Genomic DNA, 22653 nt, shown 5'->3' with positions numbered 1-22653 from the left:
TGCTGCATTGTCTTCACTTACTTTAGCATTAGATGCAGATGTAGATGCTGCTGTTGCAGAGGATCCAGCTAATGTTGCAGAGCTTGCAGAGGATTGTGCAGAATTTGCAGCTGCCGTCGCAGATGCTGCTGCATTATCTTCACTTACTTTTGCGTTAGATGCAGATGTAGATGCTACTGTTGCAGAGCTTGCAGCTAATGTTGCAGAGCTTGCAGAGGATTGTGCAGAGTTTGCCGCTGCTGTAGCAGATGCTGCCGCATTATCTTCGCTTACTTTTGCATTGGATGCAGATGTAGATGCTACTGTTGCAGAAGATGCCGCTAATGTTGCAGAGCTTGCAGAGGATTGTGCAGATTTAGATGCTGCCGTAGCAGATGCAGCTGCATTGTCTTCACTTACTTTTGCATTGGATGCAGATGTACTTGCTACTGTCGCAGAGCTTGCAGCTAATGTTGCAGAGCTTGCAGAGGATTGAGCAGATTTATCAGCTGCTGTTGCAGAGTCAGCTGCTTTTGTAGCAGAACTTGCAGAGGATTGTGCAGAATTTGCTGCTGCTGTAGCAGATGCAGCTGCATTATCTTCGCTTACTTTTGCGTTAGATGCAGATGTACTTGCTACTGTTGCAGAGCTTGCTGCTAATGTTGCGGAACTTGCTGAAGATTGTGCAGATTTATCGGCTGCTGTTGCAGAGTCAGCTGCTTTTGTAGCAGAGCTTGCAGAGGATTGTGCAGAGTTTGCTGCTGCTATAGCAGATGCTGCTGCATTATCTTCACTCACCTTTGCGTTAGATGCAGATGTACTTGCTACTGTTGCAGAGGATCCAGCTAATGTTGCGGAACTTGCAGAGGATTGAGCAGATTTATCAGCTGCTGTTGCAGAGTCAGCTGCTTTTGTAGCAGAACTTGCAGAGGATTGTGCAGAATTTGCTGCTGCGGTTGCACTAGCTGCTGCGTTATCTTCGCTTACTTTTGCATTAGATGCAGATGTACTTGCTACTGTAGCAGAGCTTGCTGCTAATGTTGCGGAACTTGCGGAAGATTGAGCAGATTTATCGGCTGCTGTTGCAGAGTCAGCTGCTTTTGTAGCAGAGCTTGCAGAGGATTGTGCAGAGTTTGCTGCTGCTGTAGCAGATGCTGCCGCATTATCTTCGCTTACTTTTGCATTAGATGCAGATGTAGATGCTACTGTTGCAGAAGATGCCGCTAATGTTGCGGAACTTGCAGAGGATTGTGCAGATTTAGATGCTGCCGTAGCAGATGCAGCTGCATTGTCTTCACTTACTTTTGCATTGGATGCAGATGTACTTGCTACTGTAGCAGAGCTTGCAGCTAATGTTGCAGAGCTTGCAGAGGATTGAGCAGATTTATCAGCTGCTGTTGCAGAGTCAGCTGCCTTTGTAGCAGAGCTTGCAGAAGATTGTGCAGATTTAGCCGCTGCTGTAGCAGATGCTGCCGCATTATCTTCACTTACCTTTGCATTGGATGCAGATGTAGATGCTACTGTGGCAGAGCTTGCTGCTAATGTTGCAGAACTTGCAGAGGATTGTGCAGATTTAGATGCTGCTGTTGCAGATGCTGCTGCATTATCTTCGCTTACTTTTGCATTAGATGCAGATGTAGATGCTACAGTTGCAGAAGATGCTGCCTTTGTAGCAGAACTTGCAGAGGATTGTGCAGATTTATCTGCTGCTGTAGCAGAGTCAGCCGCTTTTGTAGCAGAGCTTGCGGAAGATTGAGCAGATTTATCGGCTGCAGTCGCAGAAGATGCAGCCTTATTAGCTGCTGCTTCAGCACGAACTGCAGAGCTTTCAGAGTTAGATGCAGATGTAGATGCTGCTGTTGCAGAGGATGCTGCTTTTGTTGCAGCTGTAGATGCTGTTGTAGCCGCAGTAGAAGCAACTGTAGCAGAGGAAGCAGCATTAGTTTCGCTTACTTTTGCATTGGATGCAGCTGTGCTTGCTACAGATGCAGAAGATACAGCTTTTGTTGCTGCTGCTTCTGCTGCTGCTGCAGAGCTAGAGATCGCTGCTTTAGCTGCATTATAACCCGCAGCTGTAGAGTTTGCCGTTGTAACCGCTGCATCAGCTTTGGACTCAGCACTAGTTGCTTTTACGAGGGCGGAGCTCGCCGCTGTAGATACGCTTGTAAGTGCACTAGATGTAGCGTTAGCTGTAGCAGCTGCTGCAACAGCTTTAGATTCTGCACTAGTTGCTTTTACGAGGGCAGAGCTCGCTGCTGTAGATACACTTGTAAGTGCTGTGGATACACTTGTAACTGCTGTAGATACACTTGTAAGTGCAGTAGCTGTACTTTCAGCCGCTTGAACCACAGCATGTAATTGAGATCCGTTAACTGCATCTGTAGATGTAGCAGACACAGTACCAGCTGCTAAGTTTGTTATAGTACGTTTTTTAGTAGAAGAACCAATGGAAACAGTACCACTAGCAGTACCACCTGCTAATGTATAGCTTTTACCAGCAATAGTCATTGTACTTGTATTCACTGGTGCAGCAGTAGCAGAAGAAGCTCCTAATGCAACACTATCTTGATGAGTTACTGTTGCACCTCTACCTAATGCGGTACCCAATGCCTGAGTAGAAGAAGCACCGTCACCAATAACTACGCTTGTACCACCTGTTGCATTAGTGGAGTTACCAATGGCTACAGATGCATAACCAGTAACATTAGCACCGTTACCAATTGCTATAGCACTAGTATTTCCAGCAGATGCATTATTACCAATTGCCACAGTGAAGGAATCAGTTGCATTAGCACCATTACCAATGGCTGTTGCACTTGTTTTGGATGCTGTTGCACTTGTACCTAATGCTATCGTATTTTCTTTACTTGCAGTTGCACCATTACCAATAGCTGTTGCGGAGCTTTCAGATGCAGCTGCTTTTTTACCAATCGCTGTAGCTGCTTCACCAGAAGCCACTGTAGCTGTACCAATAGATACAGCATCCGTAGCACTAGCAGTGGTATGAGTACCAAGATCACCGCTGGAACCAATAGCTACCGCATTTTTACCAGATACATCTACTTGATAGCCAATACCTGTACCGTATTGTGCAGCACTTGTGATGTTAATAGTAGAACCAAGACCTGTACCTTGGTTAGCATGTACTTGAGAATTATAACCTACTAAAGTAGAGCCGGATTGATCAACAGTTAAGTCCCAGCCCAGACCAGTAGATCTTTCTCTTGTAACTTGAACATTTTTACCTACTGCTGTTGCGCCCCAACCAGTAGCGGTATTACCAGCACCAATTGCAATGCTTGACGTATCATTAGCAGTCGCACTTTCACCTATAGCAATAGATTTATTCTTAACTGCTTGTGAGCTTTTACCGATTGCAATAGCACTACTTTCAGAAGCAGCTGCACTTGTACCAACAGCAATTGCATCAGATTTGCTTGCATTTGCTCCATTACCAATTGCAGTAGCACTATTGGCAGTAGCAGATGTATCTGTACCAAGAGCAATTGCACTTTCACTGTTAGCTGTAGCTTGACCTAATGCAATAGCACCTTTCCCAGTAGCCTTCGCATTCCAACCAGCTGCAAATGCATTCCAAGTAGCTGCGGTATCGTTACCTAAAGAAATACCACCTCTACCAGATGCATTTGAGTTTTGTCCGATAGCAATCGCATTTTCTTCAGTAGCACTTGCATTGCTAGTAGAATGACCATTAATAGAAACAGAACCTTTTTTATTTGAGAAACCAAACGATGCATTTGCATCAACATCCATAGTTGCCAATGGCTGCATCATTAAAGATGCCAAAATACCAGCTACAACGATTTTCTTTTTACCCGTTGTATTTTTAGCCATTTCAGATACTACTACGTAGCACTGTTTAGATTTGGACCAAATAACCTTAAAAATCTTATTCATACTAACCTTTTACTCCTAACTTTTCTAACAATATTTGATATTTAAGTATATTTTCTTTATTGAATGGCGATACCGAATCAATGAGCTTATCATTCCATTTTTTATGGCTTTCAAAATCATCATCATAGGATTTAATAGCATTGATCAATTGACGTTCACCGTCATAGGCATCAAACCCATCGTAGTAGAAACCTACATGATGCGCTTTTAACATTGGTGAGTTGTGTACTAATGGATATCCACCATATAGTGCCTCGTAATATACATAGTTCAATGCATTTTCCCATTGAAAGGAAAGCACAATATCCGTATATTTTGCAAGGAACTGCGGCGTAATATGACGCGTTTCAACGGTCATAATGTTATCCTTAACCCCTGATGTAAAGCCGATAAAATTAAAAATGGCATCATTATCTTTGATGTCATAGGTATTACATAAATATATATGTTTCACCAATTCTGGATGGTTTCGATACGCTTCTTCACCAATCAAAATTGGGATCATACAGTTTTTTAGTACCGATATATTCGGTTCCAATACAGAGATGCGAGCACCATTAGCTTTCATATGGCCACGTTCATAACCAAATCTATATGGTTCTTCAATGGATTGAGTCATGTGGTCTAGAAACAATGGATCCCATAAATGAGGGGCCTCATATACGGGAGCTTTTGACATAATCTCTAAATAGCAACGGTTCGTATTCATATGCTGTGGAATCATCCACACTGCATCATATTTCGTACCGTTGAAAGCACGGGCACCAGGTTTATCGTGAACCATCTTTTCCATGTCGGCAATAAAATCATTACCCATACGGTAGGACACGATTTTAGCACCACGTTTACGATATTCTGCTTCGATTTGTGGTTCTAATGTTAATGTTCCCTCAATCAAAACATCAGTTTTATCGATGACTTCATCGCTGTCATAAATATCGATATCCATCAAATCTAATCGCATATTATCAGACAATGACTTCTTATCATTTCGCCAATACACAAAGTAAACGGAATCTACGCCGTCAATTTGTTCGAGGCACTGTTTTAAGAAGTACATGTTCTGTCCGGCCCCATTAGACCAGATGTGATTATATGATTTACCCCAAAAAAAGGTAATCCCTATATTAATCGTAATCCCTCCTTCTCAATCTTTTGAAGTTTCCCTCATCAAAATTTCATACAACCCATTCTATCAAATAAATAATATAATAATCAATTCCATTTCGACCATTTTCGATGTTTTTATAAAGATACTACAAACAAGATATACTTTTTTTATATTTTTAAGTGATAGTATATAAAATATTCATTTTTATCTATTTAGATGGATGGTTTTTATTAGGTTCTTTAATATATAGGTAATATGAAGAAAGCTGTAATACATGATGTTTCCATCATATATTACAGCTTTTATATTCTGTATATTTTATTGTATTTACTTGAATATTCTTAACTTTTATTCGCTAATAAAATCAATTATATAGTACTTCATGTAAATCACATCTTTTATCTATTTCAATTTTTTTACAGATGTTAATTTTTTACTAATAATTGAGAGACCATAGCTTTCAATGATTCAATCTCAGCTCGTTGTTGCTCGATTTCAAGTTGTTGAGCATCATTCTTGGCTTGCATTCGTGTCATTTCATCTTGCATCACATAAATGGAGCTAATAGGACCACCTTTATAGCGTTCCGGGATATTTTTCTTTTCTGGACTATATCCAAATTTATGTGTTATCCCTGCATTAACCATATTATGTGTACTACCAAGAGTAACACCAACATTCAACATTGTATTTTCGTTAGTATAATGTGCTAGACCAAGTGCTGCTGCAGTTTCACCACGATAGTTACCTACACCTGCCATCACTTGTGTTGGTTCCAAAGGATCATATTGAATTGGTTTTAACGCCGCCATAGCCGCTGCATGAGCACCAACTCGTTGTGTTTCAGAGGATACACTACTAATGGCTTGTTTTAATTCCTTCGTATCGCTAGTATTTTGTTGTACTACTTGGTTAATGACAGTAGCTACATTATCTGATGTAGCTATGCCACTTTCACCTGTAACCTTACCGTTAGCATCAACCACCAAGATAGACGTTTTAACATTGTACGTCACTTCACCATTTTCACCAACAGTAGCAGTTGTTAACTCACCAGATTTAAAGTTCAAACCATCTTTCAAACTTGTCGTTTGAGCATTAACACCATCTGCTTTATAACCTAATTTAATACCAGCCGCATCAACAGCTACGTTACTAATATTAGAGATGGAGTCTTTCAACTGTTTTACATTAACAGCATCTGTATCTGCAGTACCTTCAGCAACATCTTGAATCTTCATGCTACCAGCACTAATTTTATCCAAATTAAATTCAAGAACTTTTCCGTCTTTATTAGCTAATGTAAGACCTTTAGGTTCAATAAGTGTCTCAGACGTTTCATCTACATCGCTAATATTGAACCCATGTCTAGAAATATAAGTGTTCGTTTCACTGGTTTCTACCGCAATCAACCCTGGGTTTAGAATGGTTTTCCAAGGAATACCACTAATATCATTTGCAATCATACTCAATTCATTACGGTCAAGTTTTGTTACAATATCCTCACCATCAAATGTAATGGATCTTGCTTCAATATTATTTACATCCAGATTTCCAGCTTTGATAGAACCATCATTGCCATTAATCTTGATAGTTTTATGCCCAATACGATCTTCTAATGAAATACTATTTACGCCAGTTAAGTCTTTTTCTAATTCAACTTCATAGTTATTTGTGTTATCACTGTTAGTGCTTGTATTGACCTTAATATTTTTACCAGCAGTAACAGTAGAGTGTGTATCTTTGTCAGTGGCATTTACATAAGATTTAAGTTGCTTAAGATTTACTGCATCTGTATCCGCAATACCTTCAGCAACATTTTCGATTTTATTGCCACCTACATCTACTTTATCTAAGGTAAACTGCATTTCGTTATCATTTTCACCAAAAATACCAAAGCCTTTTGGCATCATTCCTGCAGCATTTTTATGCTCTAAATCAGTAATTTCAGCGCCACCTTCTGCAACCATAAATCTTGAATCACCATTACGTATACCTATCATTCCGGCTTGTAATTGAGTTACCCAAGAATCCAAATCATGCCCAGAGGAAATATTAATTACATCACCACCGATTTCAGTTAAAATACCGCCATGCTCAACTTTAATAGTATCAGCCTTAATATGTACAGCATTAACCTGATCTGCCGTAACTGTTGTTTCTGCCCCCACTTGTAAGGAGCTTCCCATCGCTAACGCAGCTAACACGGTAGCCACCATAATTTTCTTTTTACCACTAGTATTAGTAGCTAATTCAGATGCTACTACGTAGCATTGTTTGGACGCAGACCAAACTACTTTAAAAATCGTATTCATACTAATCTCTTTTTTACCTCTCTATCATATCTACATTAAGTATTAATTAATATACGTTTAAAATCCCTCTCATGATTTTTTATTTCGATATTCGTCGATATTATATCATCTAACTTTCATCTTTTCAATGTATTTTTCATCCTATTTTCATAAAGAAAAAGCTATCTCATAGAATTTAACTTCTATAAGATAGCTTTTTACTATTTTAGATAATTAAAATATATCTATTATTAATTTACCTTAAACACATATGTACTTTGTTCGTATGCCAATTGCATACGCTTATGTAATCGTTTCATATAGGTTCGATATATGTCTTGTGCTTCTTCTATGGATACAATATCAAAGTGGATGCCATCACCTACAGGCAATTGACTTAAACGAGGTAAATCCGCCGTAATAATTGTACCAATTTTTGTATAACCTCCCGTTGTTTGACGATCCGCCATAAGGACAATTGGGTTCCCATCGGACGGAACTTGAATAGATCCAAATACGGCACCGTCAGAAATAATATCTGCACTATCTACATGCTCTATGATTGGGCCATCTAAACGGAAGCCCATACGATCACATTGTACAGTCAATGTATAGATTTTACTGCCAAAGGTTTTAATCCCGTTCTCTGTAAAGTGCTTAGCTTGCTCTCCAAGGACTACTCGCAACGGTTCATGATATTCCCGTCCTCCACGATTGTATAACACCGTATTAAACAAGTTATGACCTTCACCGTAATAGTCACATACATGTACAGCTTCTCTAGTGAGAGATTTAATACCAAACTCATCACCAGCTTTTAATTGTCTGCCTTCTAGTCCACCTATTTTTGCTTTTGTATGAGTAGAGACACTGCCATTAATTTCAGGCACATCGATACCACCGGAGAACGCAATATACATGCGCACCCCACATTGGCTAAATCCACCAGATATAACATCACCTTCGTGACACACAAAGGGAATATATCTAGGCACTACTACATTGTTGATAGTAGATTGCATATCCGCCCCTGTAAAAGCAACAATACATGTACCTTTTACAGTTAATGTAGGTGGTAGTACGGTACACTCTAAGGCCCCTACAGGTTCAGTATTACCTACTAATGCCTGCCCCAATAGATAGCTTTCACTATCCATAGGCCCCGCAACAGGCATACCATATTGTTGGTACCCCACGCGGCCTATATCTTGTATAGTCGTATACATACCTGGTGCATCTACGTGGATGACTGCATTTTCAAACTTATTTAACGCCACGTAAATCACCTACCTCTACTTCACGTATAACAGGGACATAATCAGTACCTAACGCTTTGATGCGATGGAATTCACTTTCATCAATAGGTACATAACGCACATAATCACCTGCTTTTAATAATGCGGCTTGTGCCTTTGACATATCATACATGGTCACTGGCGTGCGACCAATGATTTGCCAGCCTCCTGGAGAATCAGATGGATAGGTACCAGTCTGTTCCCCTGCAATTCCTACAGAGCCGGCTGGAATCAAAGTTCTCGGCGAAGATAAACGAGGCGTCGCTATACGTGGATCCATGCCACCTAAATAGGTAAAGCCAGGAATAAAGCCTAGCATATATACTAAATAATCAGTTCCACTATGAATAGATATGACTTCATCCTCGCTTAAGTGATTATGAGATGCTACAAAGCTAAGGTCGGGACCAAATTCGCCACCATATACGGTGGGTACTTCAACAACTGTGACCAGTTCATTTGTCGTATCAGTCATACCTTTTTCTAATGTGGGCTCAATAATGTTACAAATTTCAGAATAAGAATATAGCATTGCATCATATTCTACCAGCAATGCACAGTATGTAGGAACTAGTTCAATAATTCCTTCGAGCTGAAGCTCTTTAATTCGCTCTATAGTTTGTCGAATATGGCGATTAATTGTTGGATCGATTACTTGACCAAAATCAATAGAGATAGCCCGATCACCTACAGGTGAAATTGTAGGCTTCATATGTACCTCCCTGTATAACCTGAAAGGACCATTACATTCGAAGAGAACATAATGGTGCTTTCACGAATATTAAATTAACCTAGAAGTTTCGCAATGCCTTTCAAAGATGTTACACCAATGTAAGCTGTTACAAGCACTACAATCCAACCTGTGTAATATAACAGTTTATTGTGTTTGTATGCCCCTACGATTTCAGATTTATGTGTTGCAAAGAGCATAACCGCCAATGTAACAGGCAAAATTAAACCATTCACAGAACCTGCCAAAATCAATAGAGATGCTGGTTTGCCGATAAAGATTAAGATACAAGTAGAAATAAAGATGAAGGCCATAATAGTTAACTTTTCATTTTTTTCTACTACTTTAAATAGTGTTTTCAAGAAGGAAACAGATGTGTAGGCAGCCCCTACTACAGAGGTTAGAGCCGCACAGAAGAATACGATACCAAATAATTTATGACCAACTTCACCAGCACCTAGAAGGAATGCAGAGCCCGCTGGATCTTTAGGGTCAAGTGCAAAGCCCATGGATACAACACCAAGAACTGCTAAGAATAATAACACACGAACTAAGGCATCTACAGACATCCCCATAATCGCTGCACGACGTACATCTTTCAAGTGCTCTTGACCTGTAATACCAGCATCGATAAGACGGTGACCACCGGAGAAGGTAATATAACCACCTACTGTACCGCCGATGAGGGTAATCGTTGCAAGCCAAGGATAATTAGTAGGAACAACGGCGTGAGTAGCAGCCTCAGCAACAGGTGGATTCGTAGAAAAGGCTACGTAACCGATGAGAACAAGCATAACTGTGCCCAGAACTTTTGCCGTATTATCTAATACACCGCCCATTTTCTTAGACGTAAATAGTAAAATACCTAAAATACCGCTAATGGCCGCCCCTGTAGTCGTATCAACACCAAAAATAATATTGAGACCCATTGATGCACCACCGATATTGCCAATATTGAAAGCTAGGCCCCCAAGGGAAATCAAAAATGCCACAAAATAACCTAGGCCTGGCAATACTTTATTTGCAATATCTTGACCGCGCATTTGGGATACGCCAATGATAGTCCATACATTAAGCTGTGCAATAATAGAAAAAATAACGGATACAACAATGGCAAATGCAAAATCTGCTTTCAGCTCATTTGTAAACGCCGCTGTTTGTAACATAAAGCCCGGTCCAATAGAGGACGTGGCCATCAAGAATGCTGCCCCTAACAGGACAGAGAAACTAGCTTTACCTGTAATTGGTTTCATAAGAACCTCCACATAGAACTAATACTATATACAATACTTATTTTTTCCGGTCTTGGAAATTAGCGACCGTTACACCCGCTTTTGCAAGGCCTTCACGAATATACTTTGTGAAAGCAATTGCTTCTGGATTATCACCATGAACACAGATAGAGTCTGCCACAATATCTATGGTATTACCCGTATTGGTTACTACTTTACCTTCTTTGACCATCATAAGAACTCGTTCAAGAGCCTCTTGAGGATCTTTGATAAAAGCACCAGGCTCAGTACGAGGTACGAGCGTCCCTTCATCGGTATAACCACGATCTGCAAAGACCTCTTGAATCACAGGGATACCTCGGCGCTCCGCCTCTTTAGCAATATAACTACCACTCAAGACCATAGCTGCAATGTTAGGATTCACCGCTTGTAATCCATCTAGCACTGCATCAGCCAACGCAGGTGTTACACAGGCTGTATTATAAAAAGCGCCATGTAACTTCATATGCTGTAATGTAACACCATAACTATCACAAAAGGCTTGTAAAGCACCTAACTGATATATCATATACGCTTTTGCTTCACCAGGATTTACCGCCATGGCACGGCGTCCAAAGCCCATCAAATCAGGATAGCCAGGATGTGCACCTACGGCTACGCCCTTCTCCTTACACATGCGTACTGTTGCATCCATAATAAGAGGATCTCCAGCATGCCAACCACAGGCGACATTAGCACTGGTAACGTGATTTAAGACTTCACTATCCATGCCTAATGTATAATTGCCAAAGCTTTCACCTAAATCGCTGTTTAAATCTATATAATGTGACATACACACTCTCCTCTCCGCTTCATGAAACTTTTAAATTCTATAGAATTCATAAATATTGATATGATTATACTAAATTTTTAGATGCTTTACCAATGATTTTTATCATACCTAGAAAATTTTCTTATAATTGTATGTTAAAGAAATATACACAAAAAGAGCTCAATCCACATTATGTAGATTGAGCTCTTCTGCGACTCATAGAGATGAGAAACTATTTATTGTAATTTAGAAAGTATCAAATCAACTTTACGTTGCATTTCTTCATTTTGCTCACGTAGTATTTTGTTTTCTGCAATAATAGCTGCATTTTCAGAAGACTGTTTGTCTAACATCGCTTGCATTTCACTATTTTGTGCTTTTAATGCAGATACTTCATCTTGCATTACATAAATAGAACTAATAGGACCACCCTTATAGCGATCAGGAATATCTTTTCTTTCAGCACTGGAACCAAATTTATGAGTCACACCTGCATTAAGCATTGCATCTTGACTATCTAAAGAAGCACCAATATTAAACATAGTATCTTCATTAGCATAATGCGCTACGCCAATAGCCACAGCTGTTTGAGATTTATAATTACCAATACCAGCCATAATTTGTGTTGGCGCTAATGGATCATATTGAATTGGTTTCAACGCAGCCAATGCAGCCGCATTAGCACCTGCCTTACTAGCATACTTTTTAGCAGCACTATCTGCCATGCCAGCAAGACTCTTCATCGCTTGATCAACTTGTTGCTTATTAACAGCATCAGTAGGACGCGTAGCTGCTGCCACATTATTAATTTGTTTACCACCCATATCCAAATTGCTATCCATTGATACACTGCTAGGAGTAGATCCATTTGCCGCATTAAAGGTCATAGTTGGTGCACCAGAACCACTACCAGTAATCGAGGAGACGCCAGAAATATGATCTGCTTGTTTATCAATTGTAATACCGCCAACAGACACTTTATCAAAAGTTACTTCTTTCTTAGTGGCTACTGTAATATCCTTACCAGTATTAGTAATTGTTATATTATGACCATCATTGAAAGTAACAGTATCTCCACCTTTTACTGTTTCTGGTGCCATACTATTTACTTTCACATGCCAAGCAGCCGTATTCTTAATCACTTCTTTACCAGCTTGATCAATATTACTCAAATCCTTTTTAGCCGCATTATTTGCTAAAGCTGCCGTATTATTAATCGTACTCATCGTAGCATCATCTAGGCCCACTGTTACAGACTGACCATTCGCCTTTGTAGTAAGGCCATTTGTACCATCGATATGAAGCACTTGGTCTTTAAGTTTTATATTACCAGTTCCATTATTGCCTGCAATATTCAAGGAAATATTATCTGTAGCATTTTGTAATCTATTAACAGCCGTATCTAACTGATTTTTATTAACAGCAGAATGCGCTGTAGTACCATCGGCTACATTTTTAATTTCCGTGTTACCTGCATCAATACCAGAGCCATTCACTTTAACAGTATTTGTGCCATCCGTAGCAGTCAAACCATTTGGTGTTACCGTTGTTGTATTCGTTCCATCGGTTGTAGATAGACCACCTTTAGTAAGAGCTGTCGTATTGCCTGCACCATCAGTAGTGCTCACACCACTATTTGTCAATGCTGTTGTATTGCCAGCAGCATCCTTTGCAGTCACACCGTCTTTTGTAGTCACAGTGGATACACCAGTACTATCTTTAATTTCAGACTTCGTTGGTGCCAATGTTTGTGTATTACCCGCTGCATCAGAAATCGTAGTTGTACCACCAGTCACAGTCGTTGTATTACCTGCTGCATCTGTGTACGTAGCAGAGTTTAAACCAACTAAATCTTTAGCTAATTTAACATTTAATGTACCAGCACCATCAGATACAACACCAATATTATTATCTGATAGTTTAGTAGTATCAGTTACGCCACCTTTAATAGATAATACTTCTCCGTGCTTACGTACAGACGTGTTACCAGTATCACCAGCGAATTCGTGAGTTGCATCACTTGTAGCTTTACTAATAGCATCATCCATTTGCTTTTTATTAACAGCAGATGTGTTTGTTGTGCCAGCTGCTACATTTTTAATTTCTGTGTTGCCTGCATCAATACCAGAGCCTTCTACCTTAACAGTATTTGTGCCATCGGTAGCAGTCATCCCCTTTGGTGTTACCGTTGTTGTATTCGTACCATCGGTTGTAGATAATCCGCCTTTTGTAAGTGCTGTTGTATTACCTGCGCCATCAGTAGTGCTCACACCGCCATTTGTCAATGCCGTTGTATTGCCTGCGGCATCGGTTGCAGTCACACCGTCTTTCGTAGTTACAGTGGATACACCCGCGTTGTCTTTAATTTCAGATTTCGTTGGTGCCAATGTTTGTGAATTACCCGCTGCATCAGCAATCGTAGTAGAGCCCCCAGTCACAGTCGTTGTGTTACCCGCTACATCGGTGTACGTAGCAGATGTTAAACCTGTTAACGCTTTTGCCAATTTAAGGTTTAATGTACCTGTTGTAGCATCACCTAATACAGCAATGTTACCGTCTGTAAGATCCGCTACTACTGTAGATGCTCCACCTTTAATGTTAAGTTGTTCACCATGTTTACGGCTCACAACAGTAGTATCATCACCAGCGAACTCGTGCGTTGCATCGCCTGTGGCTTTACTAATAGCATCATCCATTTGCTTTTTATTAACAGCAGATGTATTGGTTGTGCCAGCTGCTACATTCTTAATTTCTGTGTTGCCTGCATCAATACCAGAACCTTCTACCTTAACAGTATTGGTACCATCTGTGGCAGTCATACCATTTGGTGTTACCGTTGTAGTGTTAGTGCCATCTGTTGTAGATAAACCACCTTTTGTAAGTGCTGTCGTATTACCTGCACCATCAGTAGTGCTTACACCACCATTTGTCAACGCCGTTGTATTGCCTGCAGCATCCTTAGCCGTCATACCGTCTTTTGTAGTCACAGTGGATACACCAGTGTTGTCTTTAATTTCAGATTTCGTTGGTGCCAATGTTTGCGTATTACCCGCTGCATCAGCAATCGTAGTGGAGCCACCAGTTACAGTCGTTGTGTTACCTGCTGCATCTGTGTACGTAGCAGATGTTAAACCGGTTAACACTTTTGCCAACTTAAGGTTTAATGTACCTGTTGTCGCATCACCTAATACAGCAATGTTACCGTCTGTAAGATCCGCTGCTGTTGTGGATGCACCACCTTTAATGTTAAGTTGTTCACCATGTTTACGGCTCACAACAGTAGTATCATCACCGCCGAACTCGTGAGTTGCATCACCTGTAGCTTTAGTAATAGCATCATCCATTTGCTTTTTATTAACAGCAGATGTATTTGTTGTGCCGGCTGCTACATTCTTAATTTCTGTGTTACCTGCATCAATACCTGTACCTTCTACCTTAACAGTATTCGTACCATCCGTAGCAGTCATACCATTTGGTGTTACCGTTGTTGTATTCGTACCATCGGTTGTAGATAAGCCACCTTTAGTAAGTGCTGTCGTATTACCTGCACCATCAGTAGTGTTTACGCCACCATTTGTCAACGCCGTTGTATTGCCTGCGGCATCCTTTGCAGTCACACCGTCTTTTGTAGTCACAGTGGATACACCCGCGTTGTCTTTAATTTCAGACTTCGTTGGTGCCAATGTTTGTGTATTACCCGCTGCATCAGCAATCGTAGTACTACCACCAGTCACAGTCGTTGTGTTACCTGCTGCATCTGTGTACGTAGCAGATGTTAAACCGGTTAAGGCTTTTGCCAATTTAAGGTTTAATGTACCTGTTGTCGCATCACCTAATACAGCAATGTTACCGTCTGTAAGATCTGCTGCAGCTGTAGATGCACCACCTTTAATGTTAAGTTGTTCGCCATGTTTACGGCTCACAACAGTAGTATCATCACCAACGAACTCATGCGTTGCATCGCCTGTAGCTTTACTGATAGCATCATCCATTTGCTTTTTATTTACAGCAGATGTATTGGTTGTACCAGCTGCTACATTTTTAATTTCTGTGTTACCTGCATCAATACCAGAACCTTCTACCTTAACAGTATTGGTACCATCTGTGGCAGTCATACCATTTGGTGTTACCGTTGTAGTGTTAGTGCCATCTGTTGTAGATAAACCACCTTTTGTAAGTGCTGTCGTATTACCTGCACCATCAGTAGTGCTTACACCACCGTTTGTTAACGCTGTTGTATTGCCTGCGGCATCAGTAGTGTTTACGCCACCATTTGTCAATGCCGTTGTATGGCCTGCGGCATCCTTTGCAGTCACACCGTCTTTTGTAGTTACAGTGGATACACCCGCGTTATCTTTAATTTCAGACTTCGTTGGTGCCAATGTTTGTGTATTACCCGCTGCATCAGCAATCGTAGTAGTACCACCAGTCACAGTCGTTGTGTTACCTGCTGCATCTGTGTACGTAGCAGAAGTTAAACCAGTTAAGGCTTTTGCCAATTTAACATTTAATGTACCAGCGCCATCAGATACGACACCAATATTACCAGTCGTTAAGTCAGCTAGTGTAGTCACACCACCTTTAACAGATAATACTTCACCATGTTTACGAACAGAGGTTGTGCCTGTATCACCATCAAACTTGTGTTCTGCATCAGCTAATGCTTGTGCATTATTAGCATTTGCTTTTGTGACAGCATCATTAATCACTTTCGCTACATTTTGTGTTGTGGCTACGCCATCTTTACCGGCTGTAGTACCTTGTGTAGATCCAGCAGCACCTACGTTACCAGTTGTATCATCAAGAACTAGTTTACCTTCTTCTACATTGACAGTGTATGTTTTTACACCGGCTGCAGTAGCATCAGATACGGTTGCTAAGCCAGTTCCAGCAACCTTAACGGCATCTTGTGCGGCATTAACCGCCACGGCTTTCACAGCATTTTCAGATACGGCTACTTCATAAGTTTCATTCTTAGCAGTACCAGTTTGACCTGTTACCGTTGCTAAGTTGTTATCGCCAGTCAATGTTTTAGCCACTACTTTTTCAGTAGAGGTTGCTGCTGTTTGCGCATTCGCAATAGCTGTATCCATTTGCCCTTTGCTTACAGCAGAATCTGCAGCAGTTGCATCGGCGATACCTTTAAGCTCTTTACCGCCTGCATTAATACCATCTGTTTTATCGATAGTAATACCACCAACTGTTACTTTATCGAAGGATACAGTTTTAGCAGTACCAATAGTAATATTGCGGCCTGTATTTGTAATGGCAATATTATCACCATTAATGAAGTCTACAGTATCGCCACCAGTTACCTCTGTTGTGGCACCTGTATTTGTCGTAATCTTCCAAGTACCACCAGCTTTAACAGCATCTTCCATTTGCTTTTTATTAACAGCAGATGTATTGGTTGTGCCAGCTGCTACATTTTTAATTTCTGTGTTGCCTGCATCAATACCGGAGCCTTCTACCTTAACAGTATTTGTACCATCGGTAGCAGTCAAACCATTTGGTGTTACCATTGTTATATTCGTACCATCAGTTGTAGATAAGCCGCCTTTTGTAAGTGCTGTTGTATTGCCTGCAGCATCCTTAGCAGTCACACCGTCTTTTGTAGTCACAGTGGATACACCAGCGTTATCTTTAATTTCAGATTTCGTTGGTGCCAATGTTTGTGTATTACCCGCTGCATCAGCAATCGTAGTAGTACCACCAGTTACAGTTGTTGTGTTACCGGCTGCATCTGTGTACGTAGCAGATGTTAAACCGGTTAAGGCTTTAGCCAATTTAAGGTTTAATGTACCTGTTGTCGCATCACCTAATACAGCAATGTTGCCGTCTGTAAGATCCGCTGCAGTTGTAGATGCACCACCTTTAATGTTAAGTTGTTCACCATGTTTACGGCTCACAACAGTAGTATCATCACCGCCGAACTCGTGAGTTGCATCACCTGTGGCTTTAGTAATAGCATCATCCATTTGCTTTTTATTAACAGCAGATGTATTGGTTGTGCCAGCTGCTACATTCTTAATTTCTGTGTTACCTGCATCAATACCAGAGCCTTCTACCTTAACAGTATGTGTACCATCCGTAGCAGTAACGCCAGTAGGTGCTACTATTGTAGTATTGGTACCATCTTTAGTAGATAAGCCACCTTTAGTAAGTGCTGTGGTATTACCTGCAGCATCTGTTGTAGTAACACCATCTTTTGTAGTCACAGTGGATACACCAGCGTTATCTTTAATTTCAGATTTTGTTGGTGCCAATGTTTGCGTATTACCCGCTGCATCAGCAATTGTAGTAGAACCACCTGTCACAGTCGTTGTGTTACCTGCAGCATCGGTGTACGTAGCAGATGTTAAACCAGTTAATACTTTGGCCAATCTAACATTCAACGTACCAGCACCATCGGATACAACGCCAATATTACCAGTTGTTAAGTCAGCTGGTGTTGTTACTCCACCTTTAATAGATAATACTTCACCGTGTTTACGAACAGAGGTTGTGCCTGTATCACCATCAAACTTGTGTTCTGCATCAGCTAATGCTTGTGCATTATTAGTATTTGCTTTTGTAACAGCTTCGTTAATCGCTTTCGCTACATTTTGTGTGGTCGCTACGCCATCTTTACCGGCTGTAGTACCTTGTGTAGATCCTGCAGCACCTACGTTACCAGTGGCATCATCAAGAACTAGCTTGCCTTCTTCTACATTGACAGTATATGTTTTTACACCGCCTGCAGTAGCATCAGATACTGTTGCTAAACCAGTTCCAGCAACCTTAACGGCATCTTGGGCAGCATTGACTGCTACCGCTTTCACAGCATTTTCAGATACGGCTACTTCATAGGTTTCATTCTTAGCGGTACCAGTTTGGCCTGTTACCGTTGCTAAGTTGTTATCGCCAGTCAATGTTTTAGCTACTACTTTTTCAGTAGAAGTTGCTGCTGTTTGTGCATTAGCAATAGCTGTATCCATTTGACCTTTGCTTACTGCAGAATCTGCAGCGGTTGCATCGGCAATGCCTTTAATTTCTTTACCACCGGCATTAATACCATCTGTTTTATCGATAGTAATACCACCAACTGTTACTTTATCGAAAGATACGGTTTTAGCAGTACCAATCGTAATATTGCGACCTGTATTGGTAATGGCAATATTATCGCCATTAATGAAGTCTACAGTATCCCCACCAGTTACCTCTGTTGTAGCACCTGTATTAGTTGTAACCTTCCAAGTACCACCAGCTTTAACAGCATCTTCCATTTGCTTTTTATTAACAGCAGATGTGTTTGTTGTGCCAGCTGCTACATTCTTAATTTCTGTGTTACCTGCATCAATACCAGTACCTTCTACCTTAACAGTATTTGTACCATCAGTAGCAGTCATACCATTTGGTGTTACTGTTGTTGTATTCGTACCATCTGTTGTAGATAAACCGCCTTTTGTAAGCGCTGTTGTATTGCCTGCTCCATCAGTAATGGTAGAGGAGGCACCTGTTACAGTTTGTGTATTACCTGCACCGTCAGTGTAAGTAGCAGATGTTAAACCTGTTAAGGCTTTAGCCAATTTAACATTTAATGTACCAGCGCCATCAGATACAACGCCAATATTACCAGTTGTTAAGTCAGCTGGTGTAGTCACACCACCTTTAACAGATAATACTTCACCATGTTTACGAACAGAGGTTGTGCCTGTATCACCATCAAACTTGTGTTCTGCATCAGCTAGTGCTTGTGCATTATTAGCATTTGCTTTTGTGACAGCATCATTAATCGCTTTCGCTACATTTTGTGTTGTGGCTACGCCATCTTTACCTGCTGTAGTACCTTGTGTCGATCCAGCAGCACCGATGTTACCAGTTGTATCATCAAGAACTAGTTTACCTTCTTCTACATTGACAGTGTATGTTTTTACACCCGCTGCAGTAGCATCAGATACTGTTGCTAAGCCAGTTCCAGCCACCTTAACAGCATCTTGTGCAGCATTAACCGCCACGGCTTTCACAGCATTTTCAGATACGGCTACTTCATAAGTTTCATTCTTAGCGGTACCAGTTTGGCCTGTTACAGTGGCTAAGTTGTTATCACCAGTTAATGTTTTTGCCACTACTTTTTCAGTAGAGCTTGCTGCTGTTTGTGCATTCGCAATAGCGGTCTCCATTTGACTTTTGCTTACAGCAGAATCTGCAGCAGTTGCATCGGCAATGCCTTTAATTTCTTTACCGCCAGCATTAATACCGTTTGTTTTATCGATAGTAATACCACCAAGTGTTACTTTATCGAAGGATACATTTTTCGCAGTACTAATAGTAATATTGCGGCCTGTATTTGTAATAGCTACATTATCACCATTAATGAAGTTTACAGTTTCCCCACCTGCTACAGCAGTATTATTACTACCATTAGTAGACACATTCCATGTTGCCGCAGTTTTAGCAAGATCTTTAATATGAGTTTCACCAGCTGTAGATAAATTAGATAGATCTTTATTAGCTGCATTTGCCGCTTGAGTAACAGCATCTTTAAGTTTTTGTGTGGATGCTACAGATACATTTGCGCCACTAGCTGATGTACTAATCAAAGCATCGCTACCACTTTCACCATTAATATTAAACCTAATACCAGTCGCGGAGTTTAAGGCTTGACCAGTAGTAGAACCAGATTGAGCTGCTAATGTAATTGTGTTTTTCCCTAATTCACTAGTAGAATCCGCTACAGTTTTAATCGCTGCATCCATTTGGCTTTTATTAACAGCATCAGTACCGCCTACACCTTGACTCACGCCAGAAATAACTTTATTACCAGCATTAATACCAGTAGATGTTACAGATGGACCACCTGAAATTGTTAATCCACTAGTATCTAAAGTACTATTTCCAGTTTTAATACTTTTACCAGAAACCTCACCAGTAGTACCATTTAAAACAATCTGATTAGTACCAGAACCTACTGTTACAGAATCGGCTGTAAGCTGACTAGTCGTGCCCACAGTAATTGTTGTACCTGTTTGTGTCAATGCAATATTCTTACCATTTTGCAACGTAACATTAGTACCACCAGCAACCTTTTGAGCTGCCCCTGTATTAACTGCTAAATTCCATGCAGAACCTTCTTTAGCCTTATTAATAGCAGTTGCTACATTTTGAGCCGTTGCCAATCCATCAGCACCAGATAGAGATGCCGTTCCTGATGCATCACTTTGGATGGTACCTTTTGTAGTATTAATATTAACCGTATTACCAGCCATAGAAGTAGTAATATAAGATCCACTAGAGCCCTTAACATTAAAATCTACATTGTTATTATTTAATGATTGACTAGAACGAGTACCACTATCCGCACCTAATGAAATAGTACGTTTTACAGCTGCTTCAGAATCATTGATAGATTTTTTAGTCGCTGCATTTAAATCATAAGTAACTTGGCCATTAGTTCCTACTGTAACTACTGTGGATGTGCCATCAGAAAAATTAAGTCCATCGGATAATTTAACACTATTAGCAGTACCACCATTAGCTTTGTAAGTAATTTTTTGATCCGCATTGGCTTGATTGATTGCTTCTGCTACATTTTTAGCATCAGCCATACCAACACTTGCACTTGCAGTACCGTTTGAAACGGTAATATCTTTTTTGACGCCCTTAACAGTTATACCTTGGTTCGCTGCAGTTGTTGTTATATATGTTGTATCACCAGTAACAGCTAGCTTACTATTTGCTAAATTAACATCGCCACTGGAACTGTTATCGCCAGTAAAAGCTAGATTAACACTCTTAAGTTGAGCTACGTTAACAGCATCTGTATCCTTTGTACCAGCTGCAAGACCTGTCATTTGACGTGTATTAGTACCATCGCCAACAGAAACAGCACCCCAAGTACTTGTCAACGTATTTCCTGTTAACCCAGCATATTTATTTGTACGATTTGCATTAGCATTATATCCAGCTACACCCGAAGCCGTATCTGCTTTAGAATATGTACCTAATGCAACACCTCTTTCTACAGTAGCTTCTGAACCGCCACCAATTGCTATTGCATACTCTTGGCTCGCAACGGAGCTCATACCAATAGCAGTAGCAAATGTAGCTGAAGCTGTACTTTGTGGACCTAATGCTGTTGCAGATGCCCCTGTAGCCTTACTTGTTTTACCTAATGCTACAGCATTAAGTAAACTAGCTTCTGCGTCTTGCCCAATGGCAATTGTATCACCATTTTTCGCTTTTGCACTTTTACCTAATGCAATGGAATCTCCACCAGTGGCTTGCGATGATGAACCTATAGACACCGCATCACCACCAGTTGCTTGAGATGATGTACCTATAGATACCGCATCGCCACTACTTGCAACAGTATTTTTACCTATTGCGACAGAAGTATCTCCACTAGATGTAGCGGACTCGCCTAAGGCCACAGAACTAGTCCCACCAGATTCAGAGTTAAATCCTCCCGCAAAGGAGTTAGCCCCTGTAGCTTTAGCATTAGCACCAACAGCTACAGCTATTTGACCTGAGGCAGCTGCTCGTTCGCCTAACGCCATTCCATGAATTGCCGAGACATTAGCTTGATAGCCAATGGCAATCCCATAGTCTTGGCTTGAAGTTGCTTCACGCCCCACGGACACATTATATGAACCCTTAGCCCAAGATCTAGTGCCTAGTGCAAGTGCCGAATTTCCCTCAGCATAAGATCCAGTACCTACTGCAACAGATGGGTTAACCACGCCACCAACGGTAGTACCTTTTGCTTGGCTACCATAGCCTATCGCTACTGACCCTTGTGTACCCGTACCCGTATCATTGATAGCTTGTACATTTGTAATGCTAACTGTTTGCATCGCTAAAGTAGCCAAAATACTCGCTACAATAATTTTCTTTTTCCCTGTTGTATTTTTAGCAATTTCTGATACGACTACATAACATTGTTTACTTTTAGACCAAATAACCTTAAAGATCTTATTCATCATAATCTCCTTTAATATTTAACACTCTCAAATACATGATTTTTCTCAGTATTATATACTTTCATCTTTATGACAATTTCCTCAATATTAAGTATCATATTTTTGAACCTGACTTCATAATTCTATCATGTTATCTCTTTTACTCTCAACTACTTTTTATGATTATAAAAATTTTTATTCATCTTCCAAGAGATTTTGACGCTTTACAAAACCACCATTTTATTAATATTTTATTATTATCAATGTGTTTTTACACAAGTAATTATGTATTTTAATTCACCATTACTCTAATTATCTTTATTCTGTTATTTTATTTTTGCTT

Annotated in this window: 8 protein-coding genes; all 8 read right to left on the bottom strand. The window is 40.4% G+C overall.

Annotation, left to right across the window (positions count from 1 at the left end; translation table 11 throughout):
• Positions 1-3897 (bottom strand): ESPR-type extended signal peptide-containing protein (locus VEHSUH06_RS07995; RefSeq protein ID WP_105098450.1); only part of this gene is annotated, 3897 nt, incomplete at its 3' end.
• A 1-nt stretch (position 3898) separates the two neighbouring features.
• Positions 3899-5017, bottom strand: a complete 1119-nt coding sequence (locus VEHSUH06_RS07990) for a DUF2827 family protein (protein ID WP_105098449.1) — start codon at positions 5015-5017, stop codon at positions 3899-3901.
• Positions 5018-5433: 416 nt separating this feature from the next.
• The gene (locus VEHSUH06_RS07985) at positions 5434-7323 is read right to left on the bottom strand and encodes a YadA-like family protein (RefSeq protein WP_105098454.1); all 1890 of its coding nucleotides are present in this window, start codon (positions 7321-7323) and stop codon (positions 5434-5436) included.
• Positions 7324-7553: 230 nt separating this feature from the next.
• Positions 7554-8579, bottom strand: a complete 1026-nt coding sequence (locus VEHSUH06_RS07980; RefSeq protein WP_105098453.1) for a biotin-dependent carboxyltransferase family protein — start codon at positions 8577-8579, stop codon at positions 7554-7556.
• The gene (pxpB, locus tag VEHSUH06_RS07975; RefSeq protein WP_105098448.1) at positions 8566-9309 is read right to left on the bottom strand and encodes a 5-oxoprolinase subunit PxpB; all 744 of its coding nucleotides are present in this window, start codon (positions 9307-9309) and stop codon (positions 8566-8568) included. Before pxpB ends, VEHSUH06_RS07980 begins: the two co-directional genes overlap by 14 nt.
• A gap of 74 nt (positions 9310-9383) precedes the next feature.
• A complete protein-coding gene (locus VEHSUH06_RS07970) occupies positions 9384-10580 on the bottom strand; it encodes an NRAMP family divalent metal transporter (protein ID WP_105098447.1) in 1197 nt (398 codons plus the stop codon).
• A gap of 37 nt (positions 10581-10617) precedes the next feature.
• The gene (locus tag VEHSUH06_RS07965; protein ID WP_105081516.1) at positions 10618-11391 is read right to left on the bottom strand and encodes a LamB/YcsF family protein; all 774 of its coding nucleotides are present in this window, start codon (positions 11389-11391) and stop codon (positions 10618-10620) included.
• 215 nt (positions 11392-11606) lie between these two features.
• A complete protein-coding gene (locus VEHSUH06_RS07960; protein WP_158251720.1) occupies positions 11607-22331 on the bottom strand; it encodes an ESPR-type extended signal peptide-containing protein in 10725 nt (3574 codons plus the stop codon).
• Positions 22332-22653 lie beyond the last annotated feature (322 nt).

It is taken from the genome of Veillonella sp. S13053-19, from assembly GCF_002959835.1.
GTDB classification, from domain to species: domain Bacteria; phylum Bacillota; class Negativicutes; order Veillonellales; family Veillonellaceae; genus Veillonella; species Veillonella rogosae.
This window is presented reverse-complemented; position numbering and strand designations above follow the sequence as displayed.